General features: G+C 60.5%; 14 protein-coding genes. 2 read left to right on the top strand and 12 right to left on the bottom strand.

Features of this window, described 5'->3' with window-relative positions; translation table 11 throughout:
- Window positions 1-63 precede the first annotated feature (63 nt).
- From yccS to betI, 9 genes are all read right to left on the bottom strand, one after another.
- Window positions 64-2,238: a YccS family putative transporter gene (yccS, locus tag GHO25_RS16455; protein WP_048370844.1), complete on the bottom strand. Its 2,175-nt coding sequence runs from the start codon at window positions 2,236-2,238 to the stop codon at window positions 64-66.
- A gap of 149 nt (window positions 2,239-2,387) precedes the next feature.
- Window positions 2,388-3,566, bottom strand: a complete 1,179-nt coding sequence (locus tag GHO25_RS16450; protein ID WP_153391279.1) for an NAD(P)/FAD-dependent oxidoreductase — start codon at window positions 3,564-3,566, stop codon at window positions 2,388-2,390.
- 110 nt (window positions 3,567-3,676) lie between these two features.
- Window positions 3,677-5,014: an ATP-dependent RNA helicase DbpA gene (gene dbpA / locus GHO25_RS16445; RefSeq protein WP_241486415.1), complete on the bottom strand. Its 1,338-nt coding sequence runs from the start codon at window positions 5,012-5,014 to the stop codon at window positions 3,677-3,679.
- Between the two features lie 217 nt (window positions 5,015-5,231).
- Window positions 5,232-6,662, bottom strand: a complete 1,431-nt coding sequence (mdtD, locus tag GHO25_RS16440) for a multidrug transporter subunit MdtD (RefSeq protein ID WP_048370838.1) — start codon at window positions 6,660-6,662, stop codon at window positions 5,232-5,234.
- A 137-nt stretch (window positions 6,663-6,799) separates the two neighbouring features.
- Window positions 6,800-8,137 (bottom strand): TldD/PmbA family protein, encoded by a 1,338-nt coding sequence (locus GHO25_RS16435; RefSeq protein ID WP_048370835.1) that lies wholly within the window; start codon window positions 8,135-8,137, stop codon window positions 6,800-6,802.
- Window positions 8,137-9,579 carry a TldD/PmbA family protein gene (locus tag GHO25_RS16430; RefSeq protein ID WP_153391276.1) on the bottom strand — a complete coding sequence of 481 codons (1,443 nt, stop codon included), beginning with the start codon at window positions 9,577-9,579 and terminating at the stop codon, window positions 8,137-8,139. The genes GHO25_RS16435 and GHO25_RS16430 overlap by 1 nt, the downstream gene beginning before the upstream one ends.
- Window positions 9,580-9,779: 200 nt before the next feature.
- The gene (gene betA / locus GHO25_RS16425; RefSeq protein ID WP_048373952.1) at window positions 9,780-11,483 is read right to left on the bottom strand and encodes a choline dehydrogenase; all 1,704 of its coding nucleotides are present in this window, start codon (window positions 11,481-11,483) and stop codon (window positions 9,780-9,782) included.
- 124 nt (window positions 11,484-11,607) lie between these two features.
- A complete protein-coding gene (betB, locus tag GHO25_RS16420; protein ID WP_048373953.1) occupies window positions 11,608-13,080 on the bottom strand; it encodes a betaine-aldehyde dehydrogenase in 1,473 nt (490 codons plus the stop codon).
- Window positions 13,081-13,190: 110 nt separating this feature from the next.
- A complete protein-coding gene (gene betI / locus GHO25_RS16415; RefSeq protein WP_048373954.1) occupies window positions 13,191-13,784 on the bottom strand; it encodes a transcriptional regulator BetI in 594 nt (197 codons plus the stop codon).
- Between the two features lie 403 nt (window positions 13,785-14,187).
- Here betI and betT point away from each other — a divergent pair, with 403 nt between their 5' ends.
- A complete protein-coding gene (betT, locus tag GHO25_RS16410) occupies window positions 14,188-16,182 on the top strand; it encodes a choline BCCT transporter BetT (RefSeq protein WP_048373956.1) in 1,995 nt (664 codons plus the stop codon).
- Between the two features lie 111 nt (window positions 16,183-16,293).
- Here betT and choV read toward each other — a convergent pair whose 3' ends face one another.
- The 3 genes from choV to GHO25_RS16395 all read right to left on the bottom strand — a co-directional run bounded on the left by choV (window position 16,294) and on the right by GHO25_RS16395 (window position 19,330).
- Window positions 16,294-17,472, bottom strand: a complete 1,179-nt coding sequence (gene choV, locus GHO25_RS16405) for a choline ABC transporter ATP-binding protein (protein ID WP_048373959.1) — start codon at window positions 17,470-17,472, stop codon at window positions 16,294-16,296.
- The gene (gene choW / locus GHO25_RS16400) at window positions 17,469-18,314 is read right to left on the bottom strand and encodes a choline ABC transporter permease subunit (RefSeq protein WP_048373962.1); all 846 of its coding nucleotides are present in this window, start codon (window positions 18,312-18,314) and stop codon (window positions 17,469-17,471) included. The genes choV and choW overlap by 4 nt, the downstream gene beginning before the upstream one ends.
- A 68-nt stretch (window positions 18,315-18,382) precedes the next feature.
- Entirely contained in the window at window positions 18,383-19,330 is a 948-nt protein-coding gene (locus GHO25_RS16395) for a choline ABC transporter substrate-binding protein (protein ID WP_153391274.1), read from the bottom strand.
- 332 nt (window positions 19,331-19,662) lie between these two features.
- Between GHO25_RS16395 and GHO25_RS16390 the strand changes: the two genes are divergently transcribed.
- On the top strand, window positions 19,663-21,039 hold the full coding sequence (locus GHO25_RS16390) for an L-serine ammonia-lyase (RefSeq protein ID WP_048373966.1): 1,377 nt from the start codon (window positions 19,663-19,665) through the stop codon (window positions 21,037-21,039).

The following is a 21,039-nucleotide window of genomic DNA, read 5'->3' as shown; positions in this document are numbered from 1 at the left end:
TGTTATCGAAACGATGGCCCGATAGTAGGCGTGATACTGACTGGCGCCAAGCTGCGATAAATCCTACGGAGCTTTGACCAAATGTGCAGCTAGGGTGCGCAATGGGCCGAGTTGACGGCAGATCAGCGCCAACTGGGTTTGCACCAGCCGCAGGTTCTCATCAATGTCATCCGGCATCTGCTCCAGCTCATTGGCCAGTTTTTCTTCCTCATCGCTTTGCACCGGCACCGGCAGCTTGGCGCTCAAGCCTTGGGCAATCTGGTCGATGCTGTCAGCAATGCGCCGCCCGGCGCCTTCGATCAACTGCTCGCGCAGCTCTGCCGGCAGCTCAGTGCCGCGATGCGCGCCCAGCCCCGACAAATAACTGAGCAAGGTGTGCGAGAGCACCAGAAAGCGGAAGCCCATGTCGGCGTCCTTACGGAAATGCCCCGGCTCCATCAGCATGTTGGCCAGCGTGGTCGACAGCGCCGCATCGGCGTTGTGGGCGTTACGCCGGGCCAGACGATAGGCCAGGTCGTCACTTTTGCCCTGGGCGTATTGCTGGAGGATCTGGCGCAGGTACTGGCTGTTGCAGCTCAAGGTATTGGCCAGCGCCTGATTGAGCCGACGGCCCTGCCAGTCCGGCAAGAACAGGAACACCGCTGCCGCCGCAATCACGCTGCCCACCAGGGTATCGAACAGCCGTGGCAAGAACAGCCCGTAACCGTCGCCCACCTGGTTGAAGCAGAACAGAACCATCAAGGTAATGGCGGCGGTGCTCAAGGTGTAACGCGTGGTGCGGTTGGTAAAGAACACCACCCCGGCCACTACCGCAAACAGCGACTGAATGATGGGGTTGGGGAACAGGTCGAACAGCGCCCAGCCCACCGCCAGACCAATGGCCGTGCCGATGATCCGCTGGCTGAACTTGCGCCGCGTCGCGCCGTAGCTTGGCTGGCAGACAAACAGCGTGGTGAGGATGATCCAGTAGCCCTGGCTTGGGTGAATCCAGTGCACCATGCCAAAACCGATGCTCAGCGCCAAAGGCAGGCGCAGGGCATGGCGAAAGATCAGCGACGTCGGTGTGAGGTGCTGACGCAGGCGCGACCACACGTCCTTGAGGTTGCGCGGCGAACGGTCCAACAGGCTGCTGTCGGTGGCATCGGCCAGGGCGTCGGGGTTGCTCGCATCGCTGAGCAAACGGTCCAGCGTGCCGAGGTTGGCCGCCAGCGCGCGCAGTGAGCGCAGCAGCCCGCGCCAGGCCGGATTGCTCTGGATGCGCAAGTGTTCGAGGGAGGCGTGCAAGTCGCCCAAGGCCTCGGCAAAACTGTCGTCATAGACAAACGGCTGGCGTAGCTTGATCGACTCCGACAGGCGCTGGCAGGCCACGCCTTGTTGGCGCAGCAGGCGTTGGCAACGGAACATCACGTCACTGTGGAAGAACGCGTCGGCGAGTGCGTTGTACGGGTAGTGCGACGAGCTGGCGCGTTCGTGAATGTCTTGCGCGAGGAAGTACAGCTTGAGGTAACGGCTGATTTTCGAGCCCGGCCGCGAGTTGCCAACCCGGTGCAAAATGATCTCTTTGGCGGTGTTGAGCGCGGCCACCACGCGGCCGTTTTGCCGGGCCAGTTCCAGGCGGCCTGCTTCTACATCCAGTTTGCGCACCGGTTCGAACAGTGCCGACTTGAGCTTGAGGTACAAGCCCAGTTCCCAAAACAGCCGCGCCAGGCTTTGCTGCACCGGCTGGTTGGAAAACAGCGCCTGCCACAGCACCGAGAGCAGCCCGTACCAGGCCGCACCGGCCACCAGCAACAGCGGCTCGTGCCAGAAATCGGTGACTTCGCCACCGCGCTGGTCCACGCCGATCATGGTGTACACGGCCAGAATCAACGTGGCCGAGGCAATCGCCCCGTACCGTTCACCCAGCGCCCCGAGCATGGTCAGGGCAAAACTGGCCAGGGCCAGCGCGATGACCAGCAGCCAAGGGTAGGGGAAGAGTAATTCGACACTGAGCGCCGAGGCGCTGAAGCACACCAGCGTGACCAGCAACGCATTCAGGCGGCCTTGCCAGCTGTCATCGGTTTCGGCCAGGGCGCTGGCAATAATCCCCAGGAACAAAGGAATCAGCAGCGACATCTCGTCCTGATACCAGCAAAAAGCCATGCTGCCGGTCAGGGCGATGAACACCCGGACGCTGTAACTGAACTTGTCCCGCGCCCACAAGCGGCGCAGTGATTGGCTGAAAGAGGTCGATGACATGGCCTACCAAGGCTAGCGTTAAAGTTGAGAGATAAGGTATAGGAGCGGCAAGCTACAAGCTACAAGCTACAAGCTACAAGCTACAAGCTATAAGCGGCAAGATGAAACACTGCGCCCCTCTTGCCGCTTGTAGCTTGTAGCTGCTTCACTTACACGTACTGCGCGGCGGCATACCCCGACGCCCACGCCCACTGGAAGTTGAAACCGCCCAGGTGGCCGCTCACATCCAGCACTTCGCCGACAAAATACAGCCCCGGGCTTTTCAGCGATTCCATGGTCTTGGACGACACTTCGCGGGTGTCCACGCCGCCCAGCGTAACTTCGGCGGTGCGATAGCCTTCGGTCCCGGCGGGCACGACGGTCCAGCACGCCAGCTTGTTGGCCACGTCGGCCAGTTCACTTGGGGTGTATTGCTTCATGGGTTTGGACACGAACCAATGTTCGGCCAGCAAGTTGGCCATCTTCTTGGTGAAGATTTCCCCGAGCAGGGTTTTCAGTTCGCTGTTCGGGCGTTCGGCCTGTTGCGCTTGCAGCCAGCTCAGCGCGTCCAGATCCGGCAACAGGTTGATCTCAACCGTGTCACCGCTGTTCCAGAACGACGAAATCTGCAAAATCGCCGGGCCGCTCAGGCCGCGGTGGGTGAACAGAATGTTCTCGCGAAAACTCTGATCGTTGCAGCTCACCAGGCAGTCCACCGAGGTGCCCGACAGTTCGCTGCAAATCTCTTTGAGCTGATCGGTAATGGTGAACGGCACCAGCCCTGCGCGGGTCGGCAGCAAGGTGTGGCCAAACTGCTTGGCCACTTGGTAACCAAACCCGGTGGCGCCCAGCGTCGGGATCGACAAGCCGCCGGTGGCGATCACCAGCGACTGGCAGTTCAACTGATCCAGCGTGGTCTTGAGGCTGTAACCGCTGTCGGTTTTTTCGATCTGCTCAACCGAGGTGTCCAGGTGCAGGCTGACACCGGCTTGCTGGCACTCGCTGAGGAGCATCTCAAGGATGTCGCTGGACTTGTTATCGCAAAACAGCTGGCCGAGTTTTTTCTCGTGGTAAGGCACGCCGTGCTTGCTCACCAGTTCGATGAAATCCCATTGGGTGTAGCGGGCCAGCGCTGATTTGCAGAAGTGCGGGTTCTGCGACAGGAAGTTACCCGGCTCGGTGTACATATTGGTGAAATTGCAGCGACCACCGCCCGACATCAGGATTTTTTTGCCCGCCTTGTTGGCGTGGTCGATCAGCAACACCTTGCGCCCACGCCCGGCAGCGGTCAGCGCGCACATCAAACCTGCGGCGCCAGCGCCAATAATCACAACGTCGGTGGTACGCAAAGCGGTGTCCTCAAAACTTCAGATAATCGTGTAGGAGCGAGCTTGTCTCGCGATCTTTGCTTTTAAAAATCAAAAGATCGCGAGGCAAGCTCGCTCCTACAGGGGGGGGGTTACAACACCCGAACGCGCAGCGAGCGGCCTTTGATTTTGCCTTCGCTCAAGCGCTGGCAAGCCTGCTTGGCAACGGTGCGATCCACGGCCACGTAGGCCTGGAAGTCAAAGATCGCGATTTTGCCGACCTGGGCACCGGGGATGCCTGCGTCGCCGGTCAAGGCACCCAGAATGTCGCCCGGGCGGACTTTGTCTTTGCGGCCTGCGCCGATCACCAGAGTGCTCATGGCGGGCAGCAACGGGGCGCCGCCCTTGGAGGTCAGGGTGTCCAGCGATTCCCAGTTCAGCGGGGCCTTTTGCAGTTGCTCGATGGCCTGGGCGCGGTGCGCTTCAGACGGTGCCACCAGGCTGATCGCGATGCCTTTTTCGCCTGCACGGCCGGTACGGCCAACGCGGTGAATGTGGATCTCCGAATCACGCGCCAACTCAACGTTGATCACCATGTCCAGCGCGTCGATGTCCAGACCACGGGCGGCCACGTCAGTGGCAACCAGCACCGAGGTCGAGCGGTTGGCGAACATCGCCAGCACTTGATCGCGGTCGCGCTGTTCCAGATCGCCGTGCAGGCCAACCGCCGAAATGCCCTTGGAGGTCAGGTGGTCAACGGTTTCTTGCACCTGCTGCTTGGTAAAGCAGAACGCCACGCACGACTGCGGACGGAAGTGCCCCAGCACTTTGGTCACGGCGCTCATGCGCTCGTCGGGTGCGATTTCGTAGAAACGCTGCTCGATCTGGCTGTCCGTGTGCAGCGCTTCAGCCTTGACTTGCTGCGGGTCGCGCATGAACTTGGAGGCCAACTGCTTGATGCCCACCGGGTAAGTGGCCGAAAACAGCAGGGTCTGGCGACGTGCCGGGGTCTGCACAATGATGTCTTCGATGGCGTCGTAGAAACCCATGTCGAGCATGCGGTCGGCTTCGTCGAGCACCAGCGTGTTCAGACCGTCGAGCACCAGCGAACCTTTGCGCAAGTGTTGCTGGATACGCCCCGGCGTGCCGACAATGATGTGCGCGCCGTGTTCCAGCGAGCCGATTTGCGGGCCGAACGACACGCCGCCACACAGGGTCAGCACTTTGATGTTGTCTTCGGCGCGGGCCAGACGGCGGATTTCCTTGGCCACCTGGTCAGCCAGTTCGCGGGTAGGGCAAATCACCAGCGCCTGGCAGCCGAAGTAGCGCGGGTTGATCGGGTTCAGCAGGCCGATGCCGAAGGCGGCGGTTTTGCCGCTGCCGGTCTTGGCCTGAGCGATCAGGTCCATGCCTTTGAGGATCACCGGCAAGCTCTGCGCCTGAATCGGCGTCATCTGGGCATAACCGAGGGAGTCGAGGTTAGCCAGCATGGCGGCGGACAGGGGGAGCGTGTTGAAAGCGGTGGCAATGGTGGTCACGGGACTGGCCTGCAAAACAAAATGTCGCGCAGTGTAACAGCCCGTTGCCCAATGCCCGAACATTCTGGACGAGAAGTCACCAAGGATTCTGTAGGAGCGAGCTTGTCTCGCGATCTTTTGATCTTTTTAAAAGATCGCGAGGCAAGCTCGCTCCTACAGAGTGAACGGGTTAATGATCCAGCTCATGCTCCGAGTTGGCTTTGGGCTTGCGCCCATCCTGCGGTGACAGTTGCAAGAATATCGCCGCCGCCAGCATGGCCATGATGCCGACGGTCAGGAACGTCAACTGGAACGCCCCCAGCACGGTGTGCACGTCGTCACCGGCGCCGTCACCCGAGAACCCGCCCAGCAAGGCACCGGCACAGGCAACCCCAAGGCTCAACGACAACTGCGCCACCACCGAGAGCAAGCTGTTGCCACTGCTGGCGCTGGCATCGTCCAGGTCGATCAAGGTCACGGTGTTCATGGCAGTGAACTGCAGCGAGTTGATGGCCCCCAAAATCGCCAGCATCGTCAGCAGCAGCGGGTACGGGGTTTGAGCCGTGACCAGGCCCATGCTGGCCAGCATGATGCCGAGTGCCAGTGTGTTGCCGGTCAGGATCGTGCGATAGCCCAGACGTTCGATCAACGGCCGTGCGCCCCACTTGGCCAGCATGGCGGCGGCTGCCAGTGGCAACATGCTCATGCCGGCGTCTGACGGTGAGTAGCCCAGCGCCACTTGCAGCAGCAACGGCACCAGAAACGGCAAGGCGCCGCTGCCCAGGCGGGCAAACAGGTTGCCCAAAATGCCCACGGCAAAGGTCTTGGTTTTAAACAGCGTCGGGGAAAACAGCGGGTTGCTGATGTTGGCGGCCCGCAGCCAGTACGCCGCCAGGCACGCCAGCCCGGCAAACAGCAGCAACATGACCCGCAGGTGCGGCATGTGCAGTTCGCCCAGGCCTTCCATGGCAATGGTGATAAACACCATGGCCGCGCCAAACAGTAAGAAGCCCCAGGCATCGAAGCGTGAGCGCCCGTCGCCGCGCAAGTCGGGGATCATTTTCCAGACCGCCCAGCAGCCGAGCATGCCCACCGGCAGGTTGATCAAAAAGATCCAGTGCCAGCTCAGGTACTGCACCATCCAGCCGCCCAGGGTGGGGCCGATCAGCGGGCCGAGCAGGCCGGGGATGGTAATAAAGCCCATGATCCGCACCAGTTCTGAACGCGGGTAGGCCTTAAGCACCACCAGCCGCCCGACCGGCACCATCAAGGCACCGCCCAGGCCTTGAAGCACACGGGCGGCGATCAATTCGTTGAGCGTGCCGGACAAGGCGCACAGCAGCGAACCTAGGCTGAACAGCAAAATGGCGCTGAAGAAGATTTTTTTGGTGCCGAAGCGGTCAGCGATCCAGCCCGAGGCCGGGATCAGCAAGGCCACTGTGAGCATGTAGGCAACGATCACCCCTTGCATGCGCAGCGGGTTTTCCTTGAGGTCGCTGGCCATGGCCGGCAGTGCGGTGTTGAGGATCGTGCCGTCGAGCGACTGCATGAAGAACGCGATGGCCACTACCCAAGGCAACCACCGTAAAATTTCGGGCGTGAGAACCGGACGTTCGGGCATAGGACCTCTTGTTGTGATCATTCAAAAACCTGTGGGAGCGGGCTTGCTCGCGATGCAGGCGACTCGGTATGCCTGCATCATCGTGCCGCTGCCATCGCGAGCAAGCCCGCTCCCACAATTTGGAGTGATGCTGCCTCTTACAACGTGAGCGTGAGTTTTTTGACCACTGCACCCGGCAATAGATTCGATGCAGTCTGGCGTTGGTCGTAGGTGCTGGCCGAGACCAGCAACTCCCGCTCTGCCGTCAGTGCTTCTAGCTGCGAACCCAGCAGGCTGTACACGCTGTCATCAAACCGCATGGTGTTGACCGGGGCCTTGATCTCGCCGTCTTCGACCCAGAACGTGGCGAACCGGGTCATGCCGGTCAGGCGTGCTGCTGGTTGATCAGAGTAGTTCAAGTACCACAGGTTGCTGATGTACAACCCGGTGCCCAACTGCTTGAGGATGTCGGCTTGCGCCAGTTGCCCGGCCGCCATCGCCAGTGCGCTGGGTGCTTCGCTGCCCGGCGCGCCGTTGACCTTGAGGCCGTATTCGGCCGCGCTGCGCGAGCTCACCAGTTGCTCGGCGGCCTTGCCGTGTTTGACCAGCGACAAGTCCTGGCGCGGGTAGCCTTCGCCGGAAAACGCCGGGCTTAACGACTGGCTCACGTGTTCGTCCAGCGATACCAGCGGGCTCAGCTCGGCATCACCGCCATAGAGCTTTTGCAGCGGGCTGTATTTGCTGGCCAGCGCCTGCGCCGAGAAGCCGCCCCAGCAGAGCATGCTCATGACTTCTTCCAGTGCCGCGGGGGCCAGGTAAGCGCGGTACTCGCCGGGGGCCAGCACGTGGGCCGGGCGGTCGAGAAACGCCAACTGCTCGCGGGCCAGTTGCATGCGCTGGGCGAAGCGCTCGCTGTCCCACTGGGCACCGGCGTAGCTGGCTTTAACCGCTTGGCCGTTGCTGTGGAACAGGCTCCAGTCAAAGTTGAAACTGTTGGCCTCATGCCAGCCCAGCGCGCCTTGCGAACTGGCGTAGCCGTAGCTGATCGGGCCGCTGGCGTAGAAACCGACCAGATCGACCCCGTGGGCGGCGCGGCGGATTTCATCCAGCACCTGCGCGGTGTCCGGCAACGCTTCGGCCTGCTCGGTGTGGCTGTGCCACGGCTCGGGGTTGAGCAGCAGGTACGGGTCGACCGGCAGCAGCGGCACGGTGTCGCGCAGTTGTTTCAGCGCATCGGCCACGCGTTGTTGGTCAACCGCAGGCTCACCGGCCAGGGTCACGTTGACGCTGGCATGGCGGCCTTCGTTGATCAGCTTGAGGCTAAGGCTGGCTTGCTGAACCACGCCGGCCTGGCGCACTTTGCCCTTGTTGAAGCGAATAAATTCCGAGGTTTCGGCGTTGTAGCCCACGGTGAACTGCTCGGGGCTGACCAGCGCCTTGCGCAGCCACGCCACCAACCCTTCGAACTGCTCGGCCTGACTCATTGGCGTACCCATCAGGCATCCCCTCCAAACACATCAATTTGACTGAACACACAGGCCGGGGACGCGTGCCCCACGCGGATCACCTGGTTGGGTTCACCTTTGCCGCAGTTGGGCGTGCCCAGCACTTTAAAGGTGCTGGCGTCGCCCACGGCGCTGAGGTTGCGCCAGAACTGCTCGGAAATACCCCGGTAATTGGGGTTTTTCACCACACCTTTGAGTTCGCCATTTTCGATCAACTGGCCCCATTCGCAGCCGAACTGGAACTTGTTGCGGGCATCGTCAATCGACCACGAGCGGTTGTTGGCCATCAAAATGCCGTGCTCGATGCCGCCAATCAACTGCGCCATGGACTGATCGCCCGGCTCGATATTGAGGTTGGCCATGCGGTCAATCGGGGCGCGGTTCCAGCTGCACGCGCGGCTGTTGGCCACGCCTTCGAGGCCTGCGCGGAACTGCGACAGCGCGCCGCCCAGCGGGCGCAGGAGCAGACCTTCGCGGATCAAGAATTCTTTGCTGGCCGGGGTGCCGTCATCGTCAAAGCTGTAACTGGCGAGCTGCTCGGGAATCGTCGGGTCGAACGTCACGTTAAGCAGTTTGGAGCCGTATTGCAGGCTACCGAAGTCGCTGGTTTTGACGAAGCTGGTGCCGGCGTAATTGCGCTCGTCGCCCAAGATCCGGTCCAGCTCCAGCGGGTGGCCGATGGACTCGTGGATCTGCAGGATCATCTGGTCGGGCATCAGCAGCAGGTCGCGGGTGCCTTGCGGGGTGTTGGGGGCGAGCAGCAATTGCAGCGCCTGGTCGGCCACCGTGGGGCCTGCGCCGATCAGCCCGCAGCGGCGGATCACATCGGCGCCGCCTTGCTGGCCAAAATTATCGCGGCCCAGGGTGCGGCTTTGGCTGTCTTGGCCGTCGTAGGCGGTCACGCTCATGCCGGGGAAGACAAAACGTTGCGCCTGGCGCAGCTCGGCGCCTGCGCTGTTGAGGTAGATCTGCTCGACGTGGGTCAGCCCCAGCGAGGCGACCCAACTCACCAGTCGCTCGTCTTTGGGCACGGCGGCCGACTCGGCGCCCAGCAGCGCATAGCAGTCGCTTAGGGACGGGAACGCCTGATCGAGATCGGGCGAGCAGTAATCAGACTTGGCGTTGGACACCGGCTCGTGGCTCAGGTCGAGCAGCGCGTGGTCGGCGATCAACCGGGCCTGGGCTTCGGCACGTTCCAGCGCAGCTTGCAGCCCCGCCTGGGATAAATCGTTGGTGGCCGCGTAGGCTTCCACGCCCTTGAGCCGGACGGTCAGCATTGCCCCTTGATCGTGGTTGAAATAAGGCGGTTCTGCGACGTTCTTGCGTACCGACAGGTATTGCCCGGATTCACGTACATAACGCAGCGAAAAGAACTCGGCTCGGGTACGCAGGGCGGCGAAGCGCTGCTTGAGCTGAGGGTGGAAATCGAACATGCACGGACCTCCGAAAGCGGGAAATCGGGTGTACAGCGGGGAGTGAGACGCGAAACGAGGCCCTAGAGTAGGCCTGCGCAGAGGTGGGGGCAAGCGGGGGAGAATGAAACGTCATGGATCTGTAGGAGCGAGCTTGTCTCGCGATCTTTTAAACGATCAAAAGATCGCGAGGCAAGCTCGCTCCTACAGTTATTGCGGTGTTACTGCGCGGTACGGCTCACTTCACGCAGGGGCTTGCCACGCACCGGGGCATCACCTGCGACGTAGTAGTCGGCGGTGCTGCGCGGCAATGGCTGGCGGCCACGGATCTTGTCGGCGATTTTCTCGGCGATCATGATCGTCGGCGCGTTCAGGTTACCGGTGGTGATCAACGGCATGATCGAGGCATCGACCACACGCAGGCCTTGCAGGCCATGCACGCGACCTTCGCCATCAACCACGGCCATCTCGTCGGTACCCATTTTGCACGAGCAGGACGGGTGGAAGGCCGTTTCGGCGTGTTCACGGATAAACGTGTCCAGCTCTTCGTCGGTCTGCTTGTCGATGCCCGGGCTGATTTCGCGGCCACGGTAAGCGTCCAGTGCCGGCTGCTGCATGATTTCACGGGTCAGGCGGATGCCGTCGCGGAACTCTTGCCAGTCTTGCTCGGTGGACATGTAGTTGAACAGGATGCTCGGGTATTCACGCGGGTCGCGGGACTTCACGTTGACCCGGCCACGGCTCGGCGAACGCATGGAGCCCATGTGCGCCTGGAAGCCGTGCTCTTTCACACCGTTGCTGCCGTTGTAGTTAATCGCTACCGGCAAGAAGTGGTACTGAATGTTCGGCCAGTCGAAATGCTCGCGGGTGCGGATAAAACCACCGGCTTCGAACTGGTTGCTGGCGCCAATGCCTTTGCCGGCGAACAGCCACTCGGCGCCAATGGCCGGCTGGTTCCACCACAGCAGCGACGGGTACAGCGACACCGGCTGAGTGCACGCGTATTGCAGGTACAGCTCAAGGTGGTCTTGCAGGTTCTGGCCAACGCCCGGCAGGTCATGCACCACCGGGATGTCGAGGCTGTTGAGCAGCTCGGCCGGGCCTACACCCGAGCGTTGCAGCACAGTCGGCGAACCGATGGCGCCGCTGCACAGCAGGACTTCTTTGCGCGCCTTGGCTTCAATGCGCACGTGGTTGTCGCCGGTCATGTAATGCACGCCGACCGCACGCTTGCCTTCGAAGATAATCTTGTCGGTCAGGGCGTGGGTGACGATGGTCAGCGTCGGGCGCTGTTTGGCGATGTCCAGGTAACCGCGAGCGGTGCTGGCGCGACGGCCGTTCGGCGTCACGGTACGGTCCATCGGGCCGAAGCCTTCTTGCTGGTAGCCGTTCAAGTCTTCGGTGCGCGGGTAACCGGCTTGCACGCCTGCTTCAACCATGGCGTGGAACAGCACGTTGTTACCGGCTTTAGGCGTGGTCACGCTGACCGGGCCATCGCCACCGTGGTAATCGTTGGGGCCGATGTCGCGGGTTTCTGCCTTGCGGAAATACGGCAGGCAGTCCAGGTACGACCAGTCTTCCAGGCCAGGGTTTTTTGCCCAGCCGTCGTAGTCCATCGCGTTACCACGGATGTAGCACATGCCGTTGATCAGCGACGAACCGCCCAGGCCCTTGCCGCGGCCACATTCCATGCGGCGGCCGTCCATGTGCGGCTCCGGGTCGGTTTCAAACGCCCAGTTGTAGCGACGGCCTTGCAGCGGGAACGCCAGCGCGGCAGGCATTTGGGTACGGAAGTCGAAGCGGTAGTCCGGGCCGCCTGCTTCAAGCAGCAGCACGGTGACGCCTTGGTCTTCAGTCAGACGGGTCGCCAGGGTGTTACCGGCAGAGCCGGCACCAATGATGATGTAGTCGAATTCTTGGGACATAAAATGCACCCTCTTTGAAGTTGTGGCACAAACCGTGGGAGCGGGCTTGCTCGCGATTCATGCGACGCGGTCTGTCAGGCAGACCGCAGCGATTCCATCGCGGGCAAGCCCGCTCCCACAGGGCTTAGAACACCGAAACGTAGTCGCCCAGCTCTACCTGTACCGATTTGATCTGGGTGTACTGAGCCAGCGAGCTGATGCCGTTTTCACGGCCAATGCCCGATTGCTTGTAACCGCCCACCGGCATTTTTGCGTCGGACTCGCCCCACGCATTGATCCAGCAAATGCCCGCTTCCAGTTGATGAATCACGCGGTGCGCGCGGTTCAGGTCTTTGGTCACGATACCGGCGGCCAGGCCGAACTCGGTGTCGTTGGCGCGGCGGATCACTTCTTCTTCGGTGTCGTACGTCAGGATGCTCATCACCGGGCCAAAGATTTCTTCTTTGACGATGGTCATCTCGTCGGTGCAGTCAGTGAACACGGTCGGGGCCACGAAGGCGCCTTTGCCCAGTGCGCCTTCGGTCAGACGTTCGCCGCCGCACAGCACGCGGGCACCTTCTTCTTTACCCTTGGCAATGTAGCCCAGCACGCTTTCCATGTGAGCAAAGCTGACCAGCGGGCCGAAGTTGGTGTTTTCGTCTTCCGGGTTGCCGATGCGGATGCGCGCAACGCGCTCCAGAATCTTGGCTTCGAAAGCGGCTTTGAGTGCGGTTGGCACGAACACGCGGGTGCCGTTGGTGCACACCTGGCCCGAGCTGTAGAAGTTAGCCATCATCGCGGTGTCAGCGGCGCGGTCCAGGTCGGCGTCGTCAAAAATGATCAGTGGCGACTTGCCGCCCAGTTCCATGGTCACTTCCTTCAAGGAAGAGCTGGTGGCGCTGGAGGTGACTTTTTTGCCGGTGTCGGTGCCGCCGGTGAACGAGATTTTCTCGATGCGCGGGTGCTCAGTCAGCCAGGTGCCGACTTCACGGCCGCTGCCGGTCAGAACGTTGAACACGCCGTCTGGCAGGCCCGCTTCAGTGAAGATCTCAGCCAGCTTCAAGGTGGTCAGCGAGGTGACTTCGCTTGGCTTGAAGATCATGGCGTTACCGGCCGCCAGGGCGGGTGCGGATTTCCACAGGGCGATCTGGATCGGGTAGTTCCAGGCGCCAATACCGGCCACAACGCCCAGCGGCTCGCGGCGGGTGTAAACGAAAGAGGTGGTGCGCAGCGGGATCTGCTCGCCTTCGATGGCGGGCGCCAGGCCTGCGTAGTATTCCAGCACGTCGGCGCCGGTGACGATGTCAACGTAACGGGTTTCGGAGTACGACTTGCCGGTGTCCAGGGTTTCCAGAGCCGCCAGTTCATCGTTGCGCTCGCGCAGGATCTCAACGGCGCGACGCAGAATGCGCGAACGCTCCATGGAGGTCATGGCGGCCCAGATTTTCTGGCCTTTTTCAGCGCTGACAACAGCGCGCTCGACGTCTTCCTTGGTCGCACGTTGCACTTGTGCGAGGACTTCGCCGTTAGCCGGGTTGATGGCATCGAAAGTAGCGTCGCTACCGGCGTCGGTGTAGCCGCCGTCGATGTAGAGTTTTTGCAATTCGAAACGGGCCATAAAATCCTCGCAAGTGCAGACAAGTGGTGGGCGTTAATCGTCAATCGGGTGCCATCTAACTGTGGCACCGCAGATTCACGACAGTTCAGGGGTTAAGCGTTAATTGAGGCCTAACTCACCTGTTTCGCCAGTTGTAGATCCATGTATTCGTAGCAGATGCGTTGTGCCTGTTCGGTGTCGAAAGCGTCACCCGACAGAGCACCCCGCAACCATAGACCATCGATGAGCGCTGCCAGGCCCCGTGCGGCGTTGCGGGCTTGAGCCTGCGGCAACACGCGACGAAATTGGCAGCACAGATTGGAGTACAAGCGGTGATCGTTGATCCGCTGCAATCTGTGCAACGACGGTTGGTGCATGCTGGCTGCCCAAAAGGCCAACCAGGTTTTCATCGCCGGGCCACTGACCTGGCTCGCGTCAAAGTTGCCTTCAACGATCACCTTCAAGTGCGCCCTTGGGCTGTCATCGTCGAGTGCTTGGCGGCGCTCGGCGACGTTATCGATCAAAACGTTCATCAGATACCGCATGGTGGCGGCGATCAGACCGTTCTTGTCCTTGAAGTAGTGACTGATGATGCCGTTTGAAACGCCCGCCAAACGGGCGATTAGCGCAATGCTGGCATCTGCCATCCCGACCTGATCGACCGCCGTCAACGTGGCTTCGATCAACTGCTGGCGGCGTATGGGTTGCATACCGACCTTGGGCATTGTGTGCATCTCCTTGGGGCCGGCGCGCAGCGCATGACAATCACTGAACGACGGCCAGTCTATTTTGTTTTGATTGAACGTTCAATCAACAAAGAATAAGATCTGCGACAATTCGTCGCGTGCTGTGGTGCTTTTCCTACAACAAGTGCCGAAAACGACACGGTAAATACCGCCGGATCCCCTGCGTTTGTAGGAGCGAGCTTGCCTCGCGATCTTTTCAACGGATCAAAAGATCGCGAGCAAGCTCGCTCCTACAGAAGCAGGCCCTGCTCAGGGACAGGCAGGGTCCGGTTTTTTTAGCGGTGTCTTTATATCACTCGACCGTTGGTCGCTATGTAACCGATTGGTCGAGTGGTGCGTTGCCTTTAGTCCTTGTGTCGCACTTGCCTGGAGCACCCGTGCAATGAGTTCTGCCTCTCTTATAAAGACCCCGCCACAAAAGGTGACGGTCAATGGTTGGGTGTTTTACACCTCTACCGCCTTGATACTGTTGTTGACTGCCATCTTGATCGCCTTCCCTGAAGAAGCCGGGCACATTCTGGGCGTTGCCCAAGAGTGGCTGTCGCGCAGCTTCGGCTGGTACTACATGGTGGTGATTGCCGCCTATCTGATTTTTGTCGTGGGCCTGGCGTTCTCGTCCTACGGCAAACTGAAACTGGGCACCAAGCAAGACAAGCCCGACTTCAGTTACGGCGCGTGGGCCGGGATGCTGTTCTCGTCGGGTATCGGCATTTCCTTGCTGTACTTCGGCGCGTCCGAGCCGCTGGACCACTTTTTCAACCCGCCTGAGGGCGTGTCGGCCAGCCATGAAGCGGCGCGTCAGGCGTTGCAACTGACCTTCCTGCACTGGGGCCTGCACGGCTGGGCGATCTACGCACTGGTGGGGTTGGCCGTGGCGTACTTTGCTTACCGCCACAACCAGCCGCTGGCGCTGCGTTCGGCGCTGTACCCGCTGATGGGCGAGCGTTGGGTCAAAGGCGCGGCGGGCCACGCGGTCGACGGCTTCGGCATGTTCGTGACCCTGCTGGGTCTGGTGACCAACCTGGGCATTGGCTCGATGCAAGTGTCGTCGGGGCTGGAAAACCTGTTCGGCATGGCGCACAGCAACACCAACCTGCTGATCGTGATCATCGTGATGAGCACCGTGGCCACCATCGCGGCGGTCTCGGGTGTTGAAAACGGAATTCGTCGGCTGTCCAACCTGAACATCATCCTGTTCAGCGGCTTGCTGATTTTCGTGCTGCTGTTTGGCCCTACTTTGCACCTGCTCAACGGCTTCGTGCAGAACGTGGGTGATTATCTCAACGGCATCATCATGAAAACCTTCGACCTGTACGTGTACGAAGGCGACAGCAAGAAAACCGAAGGCTGGCTGGGCCTGTGGACCCTGTTCTACTGGGCCTGGTGGATTTCCTGGGCACCATTTGTGGGCATGTTCATCGCGCGTATTTCCCGTGGTCGTACCGTGCGTGAACTGGTCGCCGGCGTACTGTTGATTCCGCTGGGCTTCACCCTGGCGTGGCTGTCGATTTTCGGTAACTCGGCACTGGACCTGGTGGTGAATCAGGGCGCGGTAGAACTGGGCAAAACTGCCCTTGAACAACCGTCGATGGCGATTTACCAACTGCTTGAGCATTACCCCGCGTCGAAAATCGTGATTGGTGTGTCGATTTTTGTTGGCTTCGTGTTGTTCCTGACCCCGGCGGATTCGGGCGCGGTGATGATGGCCAACCTGTCGTGCAAAGGCGGCGACGTAGACGAAGACGCGCCGCACTGGCTGCGCATTTTCTGGTCGGTGGTGATCACCCTGGTGACCATTGGCTTGTTGTTTGCCGGTAACTTTGCGGCCATGCAAACCATGGTGGTGCTGGCGGGCCTGCCGTTCTCGGTGGTGCTGGTGCTGTTTATGTTTGGCCTGCACAAAGCCATGCGCCAAGACACCTTGGTAGAGCAAGAGCAAGCGGAACTGGCGGCCCGTGGTCGTCGTGGTTTCAGCGAGCGTTTGACCACCCAGGACCTGCAACCGACCCAAGCGGTGGTGCAGCGCTTTATGGACAGGCACGTGACCCCGGCACTGGAAGAAGCGGCGGCGCAATTGCGTGCTCAAGGTCTGCAAGTGCAAACCCTGTTGGGCGCCGCCAAACGCTGCATGGGCGTGCGGGTAGACATGGAAGAAGGCAACCCGTTTGTCTACGAAGTGAGCCTGGACGGCTACCTGGCCGCGCCGAGCGACTCCGGGCAAGACGAAGTGCGCAGCCGTTACTACCGGGCCGAGGTGTACCTGCACAACGGCAACCAGGAGTACGACTTGATGGGCTTCACTGACGAGCAAATCTGCCGCGACGTGCTTGACCAGTTTGAAAGCCATCGCCAGTTCCTTGGGCGCGTTTACAGCTAAGAGCAAAACAAGCGTAGTCGCTGCCGCAGGCTGCGAAGGGTTGCGTAGCAACCCGTTTCTTGAAGGCCCTGCGGTCCTTATCGCAGCCTTCGGCAGCGACTACATGATGGCTTAACCCAGATTCTTACCCAGCAAGGCGTGGTACAACTCGGTATCGCCCAGTATCCCCACCACTTTCTGATTGTCGTGCAGCACCAGTTTGTTACCGGTCTGGTAGCGAATTTGCAGCGCATCGCGCATGCCGATATTAGAGTCCACCAGCGTCGGCCTGCGGCCCAGGCTGTCGACCGATTGCCCGCTTTTCCATTGCTGTAAATCCACCACGCCCGCGCCATTGCGCACGCCTTTGATGGTGTTGCCTTCGTGCAGATCGATCCACGAATCATCCCCCGGATCAATGCACACCGAGCCGTTGATGCGTTTGCAGTTGTCCAGCGTGCGCATCAGGCTGCGCCCGCACAACACGTTCAGCGGGTTGGTGTGCGCGACAAACGTGCGCACGTAATCATCGGCCGGGTTGAGCACGATTTCTTCCGGCTTGCTGTACTGGATGATCTTGCCGTCTTTCATGATCGCGATGCGGCTGCCCAGTTTCAGCGCCTCATCCAGATCGTGGCTCACAAACACGATGGTCTTGCTGAGCTTGCGTTGCAGTTCCAGCAACTCGTCTTGCAGGCCCTGACGAATCAGCGGGTCAAGTGCCGAGAACGGTTCGTCCATCAGCAGAATATCGGCGTCCATCGCCAGCGCCCGCGCCAGGCCAACACGCTGCTGCATGCCGCCGCTCAACTCGTCGGGCTTTTTATTGCGCCATTGGCTCAGGCCTACCAGCTCCAGCTTTTCATCCACCAGCGCCTTGCGTTCTTTTTCAGGGCGGCCCTGCATTTCCAGGCCAAAGCTGATGTTCTCGCGCACCGTCAGCCAGGGCATCAGGGCGAACTTTTGAAAGACCATGGCAATGCGCTTGGTGCGCATCATTTTCAGCTCGGCGGGGGTACACGAGGCGATGTCGATTTGCTTGCCTTCGTGCTCCACAAACAACTGGCCACGGCTCACCGTGTTAAGGCCGTTGATACAGCGCAGCAAGCTGGATTTGCCCGAGCCGGACAAGCCCATGAGCACGCAGATCTCGCCTTTGTCGATGTCCAGGCTGGCCTTTTCAACGCCGACAATCTGCCCGGTTTTTTTCAGGATCTGATCCCGCGAAAGGCCCTCATCCAGCAGCCTCAGCGCCTCACGCGGTTTTTTGGCGAAGATCACGTCAACCTTGTCGAAGCGAATAATACTCATGCGTCAGCTCCTTTTTTGGCGTCCGGCTGTTTGCAGATCCGGTCGAGCATGATCGCCAGCAACACAATCGCCAGCCCGGCTTCAAAGCCCAGCGCGATGTCAGCCGTGTTCAGGGCGTTGACCACCGGTTTGCCCAGACCATCAGCACCCACCAGCGCGGCGATTACTACCATCGACAGCGACAGCATGATGCACTGGGTCACCCCGGCCGCGATGCTCGGCATGGCGTGGGGCAGTTCGATGCGGGTGAGCAACTGGCGGCGCGAACAGCCAAACGCCTTACCGGCATCCAGCAGCTCATGGGGCACGTCACGAATACCCAGGTAGGTGAGGCGGATCGGCGCGGCAATCGCAAACACCACGGTCGAAATCAGCCCCGGCACCACGCCCAGGCCAAACAGGGTCAGGGTAGGGATGAGGTACACAAACGTCGGCACGGTTTGCATCAAGTCCAGCACCGGGCGCATGCACGTATACACCGCCGGTTTATGCGCGGCGACGATGCCCAGCGGCACACCGATGATCACGCACACAAAGGTGGCAAACACCACCTGCGCTAGGGTTTCCATGGTCTCTTGCCAATACCCCAGGTTGAGGATCAGCAAAAACGACAACGCAACAAAGACCGTAAGCCCCCACTTGCGTTGAATCAGGTGGGCAAACAACGCGATCAACCCGATAAACGCCAGCGGGTTGAACCAGGTCAGCGCAAACGTCACGCCATGGATCATGGCTTCGAGTGTGGTCGCAATGGCATCGAAGATATTGGCGCCATGTTTGGTCAGCCAGTCGACGAAGTCGGCGATGTACTCGCCCAACGGGATTTTGTGATCTATCAGCATGGTATGAACGTCCGCATGCAAGTGGAGTGAAAACGGAGCCAGCGCGGCAAGCCGCCTGGCGTCCGCGATTACTTCGCGAGGCTGGCCTTGACCGCCTCAAGCCCCGGCTTGCCATCAACCGTGGTCACGCCCGCGAGCCAGGTGTCGAGCACCTGCGGGTTCTGTTTAAGCCAGGCTTTGGCAGCCACATCCGGCTTGATCTTTTCGTCCAGCACCTTGCCCATCAGCGTGCTTTCCATGTCGAGGGTGAACACCAGGTTTTTCAGCAACTGGCCAACGTTGCTGCAATCCTGTGTGTAGCCTTTGCGGGTGTTGGTGTAGATGGTGGCCTGGCCGAAGTTGGGGCCAAAAAAATCATCCCCACCGGTGAGGTACTTCATCTTGAAGCGGGTGTTCATGGGGTGCGGTTCCCAGCCCAAAAACACCACGTCGGTGCCGCGCCGCTGAGCGCGTTCGACTTGCGACAACATCCCGGCTTCGCTCGACTCAACCACCTTGAAGCCTGCGTCCTTGAGGCCAAATGCGTTCTTGTCGATCATGCTTTGAATCGTGCGGTTGCCGTCGTTGCCCGGCTCGATCCCGTAGATCTTGCCGTCCAGTTCTTTCTTGAATTTAGGCAGGTCAGCGAAGTCTTTAAGGCCCTTGTCATACAGCGCCTGCGGTACGGCGAGGGTGTACTTGGCGTTTTCCAGATTGGCGCGCACCGTTTCAACGGTGCCCGCATCGCGGTAAGCCTTGATGTCGTTTTCCATGGTGGGCATCCAGTTGCCCAAAAAGACGTCCATGTTTTTGCCATCGGCCAGGGACTTGTACGTCACCGGCACCGAAATCATGGTGGTTTTGGTTTTGTAGCCCAGTGCATCCAGTACTGCGCTGGTGACCGCCGTGGTGACCGTGATGTCGGTCCAGCCCACGTCCGAAAAATTAACCGTGCTGCACTGCGCAGGCTCGGCGGCCTGGGCGATGGCGGGCAGACTCAGTACGGCAGCCAACAGCAAAGGGTAGGAATGTTTCATGCAACGACTCCTGTGTGTCTGGGTGGCAGTTTTCGATCGAAAAGCCGCCCCCTCGGGTGATGCCGGTTGGCATCTGGCAATCGAGTCGAGACTGATCATGTAACAGCCAAAATCAAACGCCTACCGCCCGCGTCGCATCCAGTACAGGCAGGGTCGTATCTGATACCTGCGAGGTCGCATTTGGACGTTTCCTCCCAAAAAACCGCACTTTTCCCGCGTCTGATCCGCATAAAACGGCGACGGCGCTGGCAGACAATAGCGAGTCGTTGCTGGACGTTTTCAGGGGCTGAAAACCGACCATGATGCGAGCACTCATTACGAGGCTCGTCCCCATGGCTATCAGCGTGTTTGACCTGTTCAAGATCGGCATTGGCCCTTCCAGCTCCCACACCGTGGGGCCCATGCGGGCTGCTGCGCTGTTTGTGCAGGGGTTGCGCGAACGCGACCAACTGCAACAGGTGCGACGCATTGAGGTGCAGCTTTACGGTTCCCTGTCGGCCACCGGCATCGGGCATGGCAGCGACAACGCCGTGATCATGGGCCTGATGGGCGAGTGGCCAGACGCCATTGACCCGGCGCAGATTGCCCCGCGCATCGCAGAGCTGCACGACAGCCAGACCTTGCTGCTCGATGGCTATCTGCCCATCCCTTTTGTGTGGGCCAGCGACATGCGCCTGCTCGACGAAAACCTGCCGTTTCACCCCAACGCCATGACCCTGATCGCCGAAACCGCAAACGGCGAACTGCACCGCGACACCTATTACTCGGTGGGCGGCGGCTTTGTGGTGGATGCGGCGCAAGCGGCCAGCGGTGTCATGGACATGGACCGCACCGAATTGCCCTATGACTTTGGCAGCGCTGTGGAGCTGCTTGATTTGTGCCGCGAACATCACCTGAGCGTGGCCGCCTTAATGATGGCCAACGAACGCACCTGGCGCAGCGAAGATGAAATTCGCTGTGGCCTGATCAAGCTCTGGCGCGCCATGCAGGACTGCGTCGAGCATGGCTTGAAACACGAAGGCATCCTGCCCGGCGGTTTGAACGTACGTCGCCGCGCCGCCCGCTTGCACCGCAGCTTGCAGGAACTGGGCAAGCCCAACGTGATCGGCTCAACCTTGAGCGCCATGGAATGGGTCAACCTGTTCGCCCTGGCGGTCAACGAAGAAAACGCCGCAGGCGGGCGCATGGTCACAGCGCCTACCAACGGCGCGGCGGGCATCATCCCGGCGGTGTTGCACTACTTTATGAAGTTCAGCGACGAGGTCAGTGAAGCCAACGTCGTCGACTACTTATTAAGCGCGGCGGCGATTGGCATTTTGTGCAAAAAGAACGCCTCGATTTCGGGCGCCGAAGTGGGCTGTCAGGGCGAGGTCGGTTCGGCCTGCGCCATGGCCGCGGCCGGGCTGGCGCAAATCCTCGGGGCCAGCCCCGAGCAACTGTGCAACGCCGCTGAAATTGGTTTGGAACACAACTTGGGCCTTACATGCGACCCGGTGGGCGGGCTGGTGCAAGTGCCGTGCATCGAGCGCAACGCCATTGCGGCGGTCAAAGCCATCAACGCCGCGCAAATGGCCCTGCGCGGGGACGGTCAGCACTTTATTTCACTGGACCGGGTGATCCGCACCATGCGCGACACCGGCGCCGACATGCACGACAAATACAAAGAAACCTCACGCGGCGGCCTGGCCGTGAGTGCCGTGGAGTGTTGA

This window comes from Pseudomonas sp. FSL R10-1350 (genome assembly GCF_009600525.1).
In the GTDB taxonomy this organism is placed as follows: Bacteria; Pseudomonadota; Gammaproteobacteria; order Pseudomonadales; family Pseudomonadaceae; genus Aquipseudomonas; species Aquipseudomonas helleri.
This window is presented reverse-complemented; position numbering and strand designations above follow the sequence as displayed.

What these genes read in the sequence shown, in the direction of transcription:
- GHO25_RS16430 (WP_153391276.1), bottom strand. Translation starts at nt 9,579, where the DNA reads ATGTTCGATTTCCACCCTCAGCTCAAGCAGCGCTTCGCCGCCCTGCGT.
- mdtD (WP_048370838.1), bottom strand. Translation starts at nt 6,662, where the DNA reads ATGCCCGAACGTCCGGTTCTCACGCCCGAAATTTTACGGTGGTTGCCT.
- betB (WP_048373953.1), bottom strand. Translation starts at nt 13,080, where the DNA reads ATGGCCCGTTTCGAATTGCAAAAACTCTACATCGACGGCGGCTACACC.
- betT (WP_048373956.1), top strand. Translation starts at nt 14,188, where the DNA reads ATGAGTTCTGCCTCTCTTATAAAGACCCCGCCACAAAAGGTGACGGTC.
- choV (WP_048373959.1), bottom strand. Translation starts at nt 17,472, where the DNA reads ATGAGTATTATTCGCTTCGACAAGGTTGACGTGATCTTCGCCAAAAAA.
- dbpA (WP_241486415.1), bottom strand. Translation starts at nt 5,014, where the DNA reads ATGCTGGCTAACCTCGACTCCCTCGGTTATGCCCAGATGACGCCGATT.
- betI (WP_048373954.1), bottom strand. Translation starts at nt 13,784, where the DNA reads ATGCCCAAGGTCGGTATGCAACCCATACGCCGCCAGCAGTTGATCGAA.
- yccS (WP_048370844.1), bottom strand. Translation starts at nt 2,238, where the DNA reads ATGTCATCGACCTCTTTCAGCCAATCACTGCGCCGCTTGTGGGCGCGG.
- GHO25_RS16390 (WP_048373966.1), top strand. Translation starts at nt 19,663, where the DNA reads ATGGCTATCAGCGTGTTTGACCTGTTCAAGATCGGCATTGGCCCTTCC.
- betA (WP_048373952.1), bottom strand. Translation starts at nt 11,483, where the DNA reads ATGTCCCAAGAATTCGACTACATCATCATTGGTGCCGGCTCTGCCGGT.
- GHO25_RS16435 (WP_048370835.1), bottom strand. Translation starts at nt 8,137, where the DNA reads ATGGGTACGCCAATGAGTCAGGCCGAGCAGTTCGAAGGGTTGGTGGCG.
- choW (WP_048373962.1), bottom strand. Translation starts at nt 18,314, where the DNA reads ATGCTGATAGATCACAAAATCCCGTTGGGCGAGTACATCGCCGACTTC.
- GHO25_RS16395 (WP_153391274.1), bottom strand. Translation starts at nt 19,330, where the DNA reads ATGAAACATTCCTACCCTTTGCTGTTGGCTGCCGTACTGAGTCTGCCC.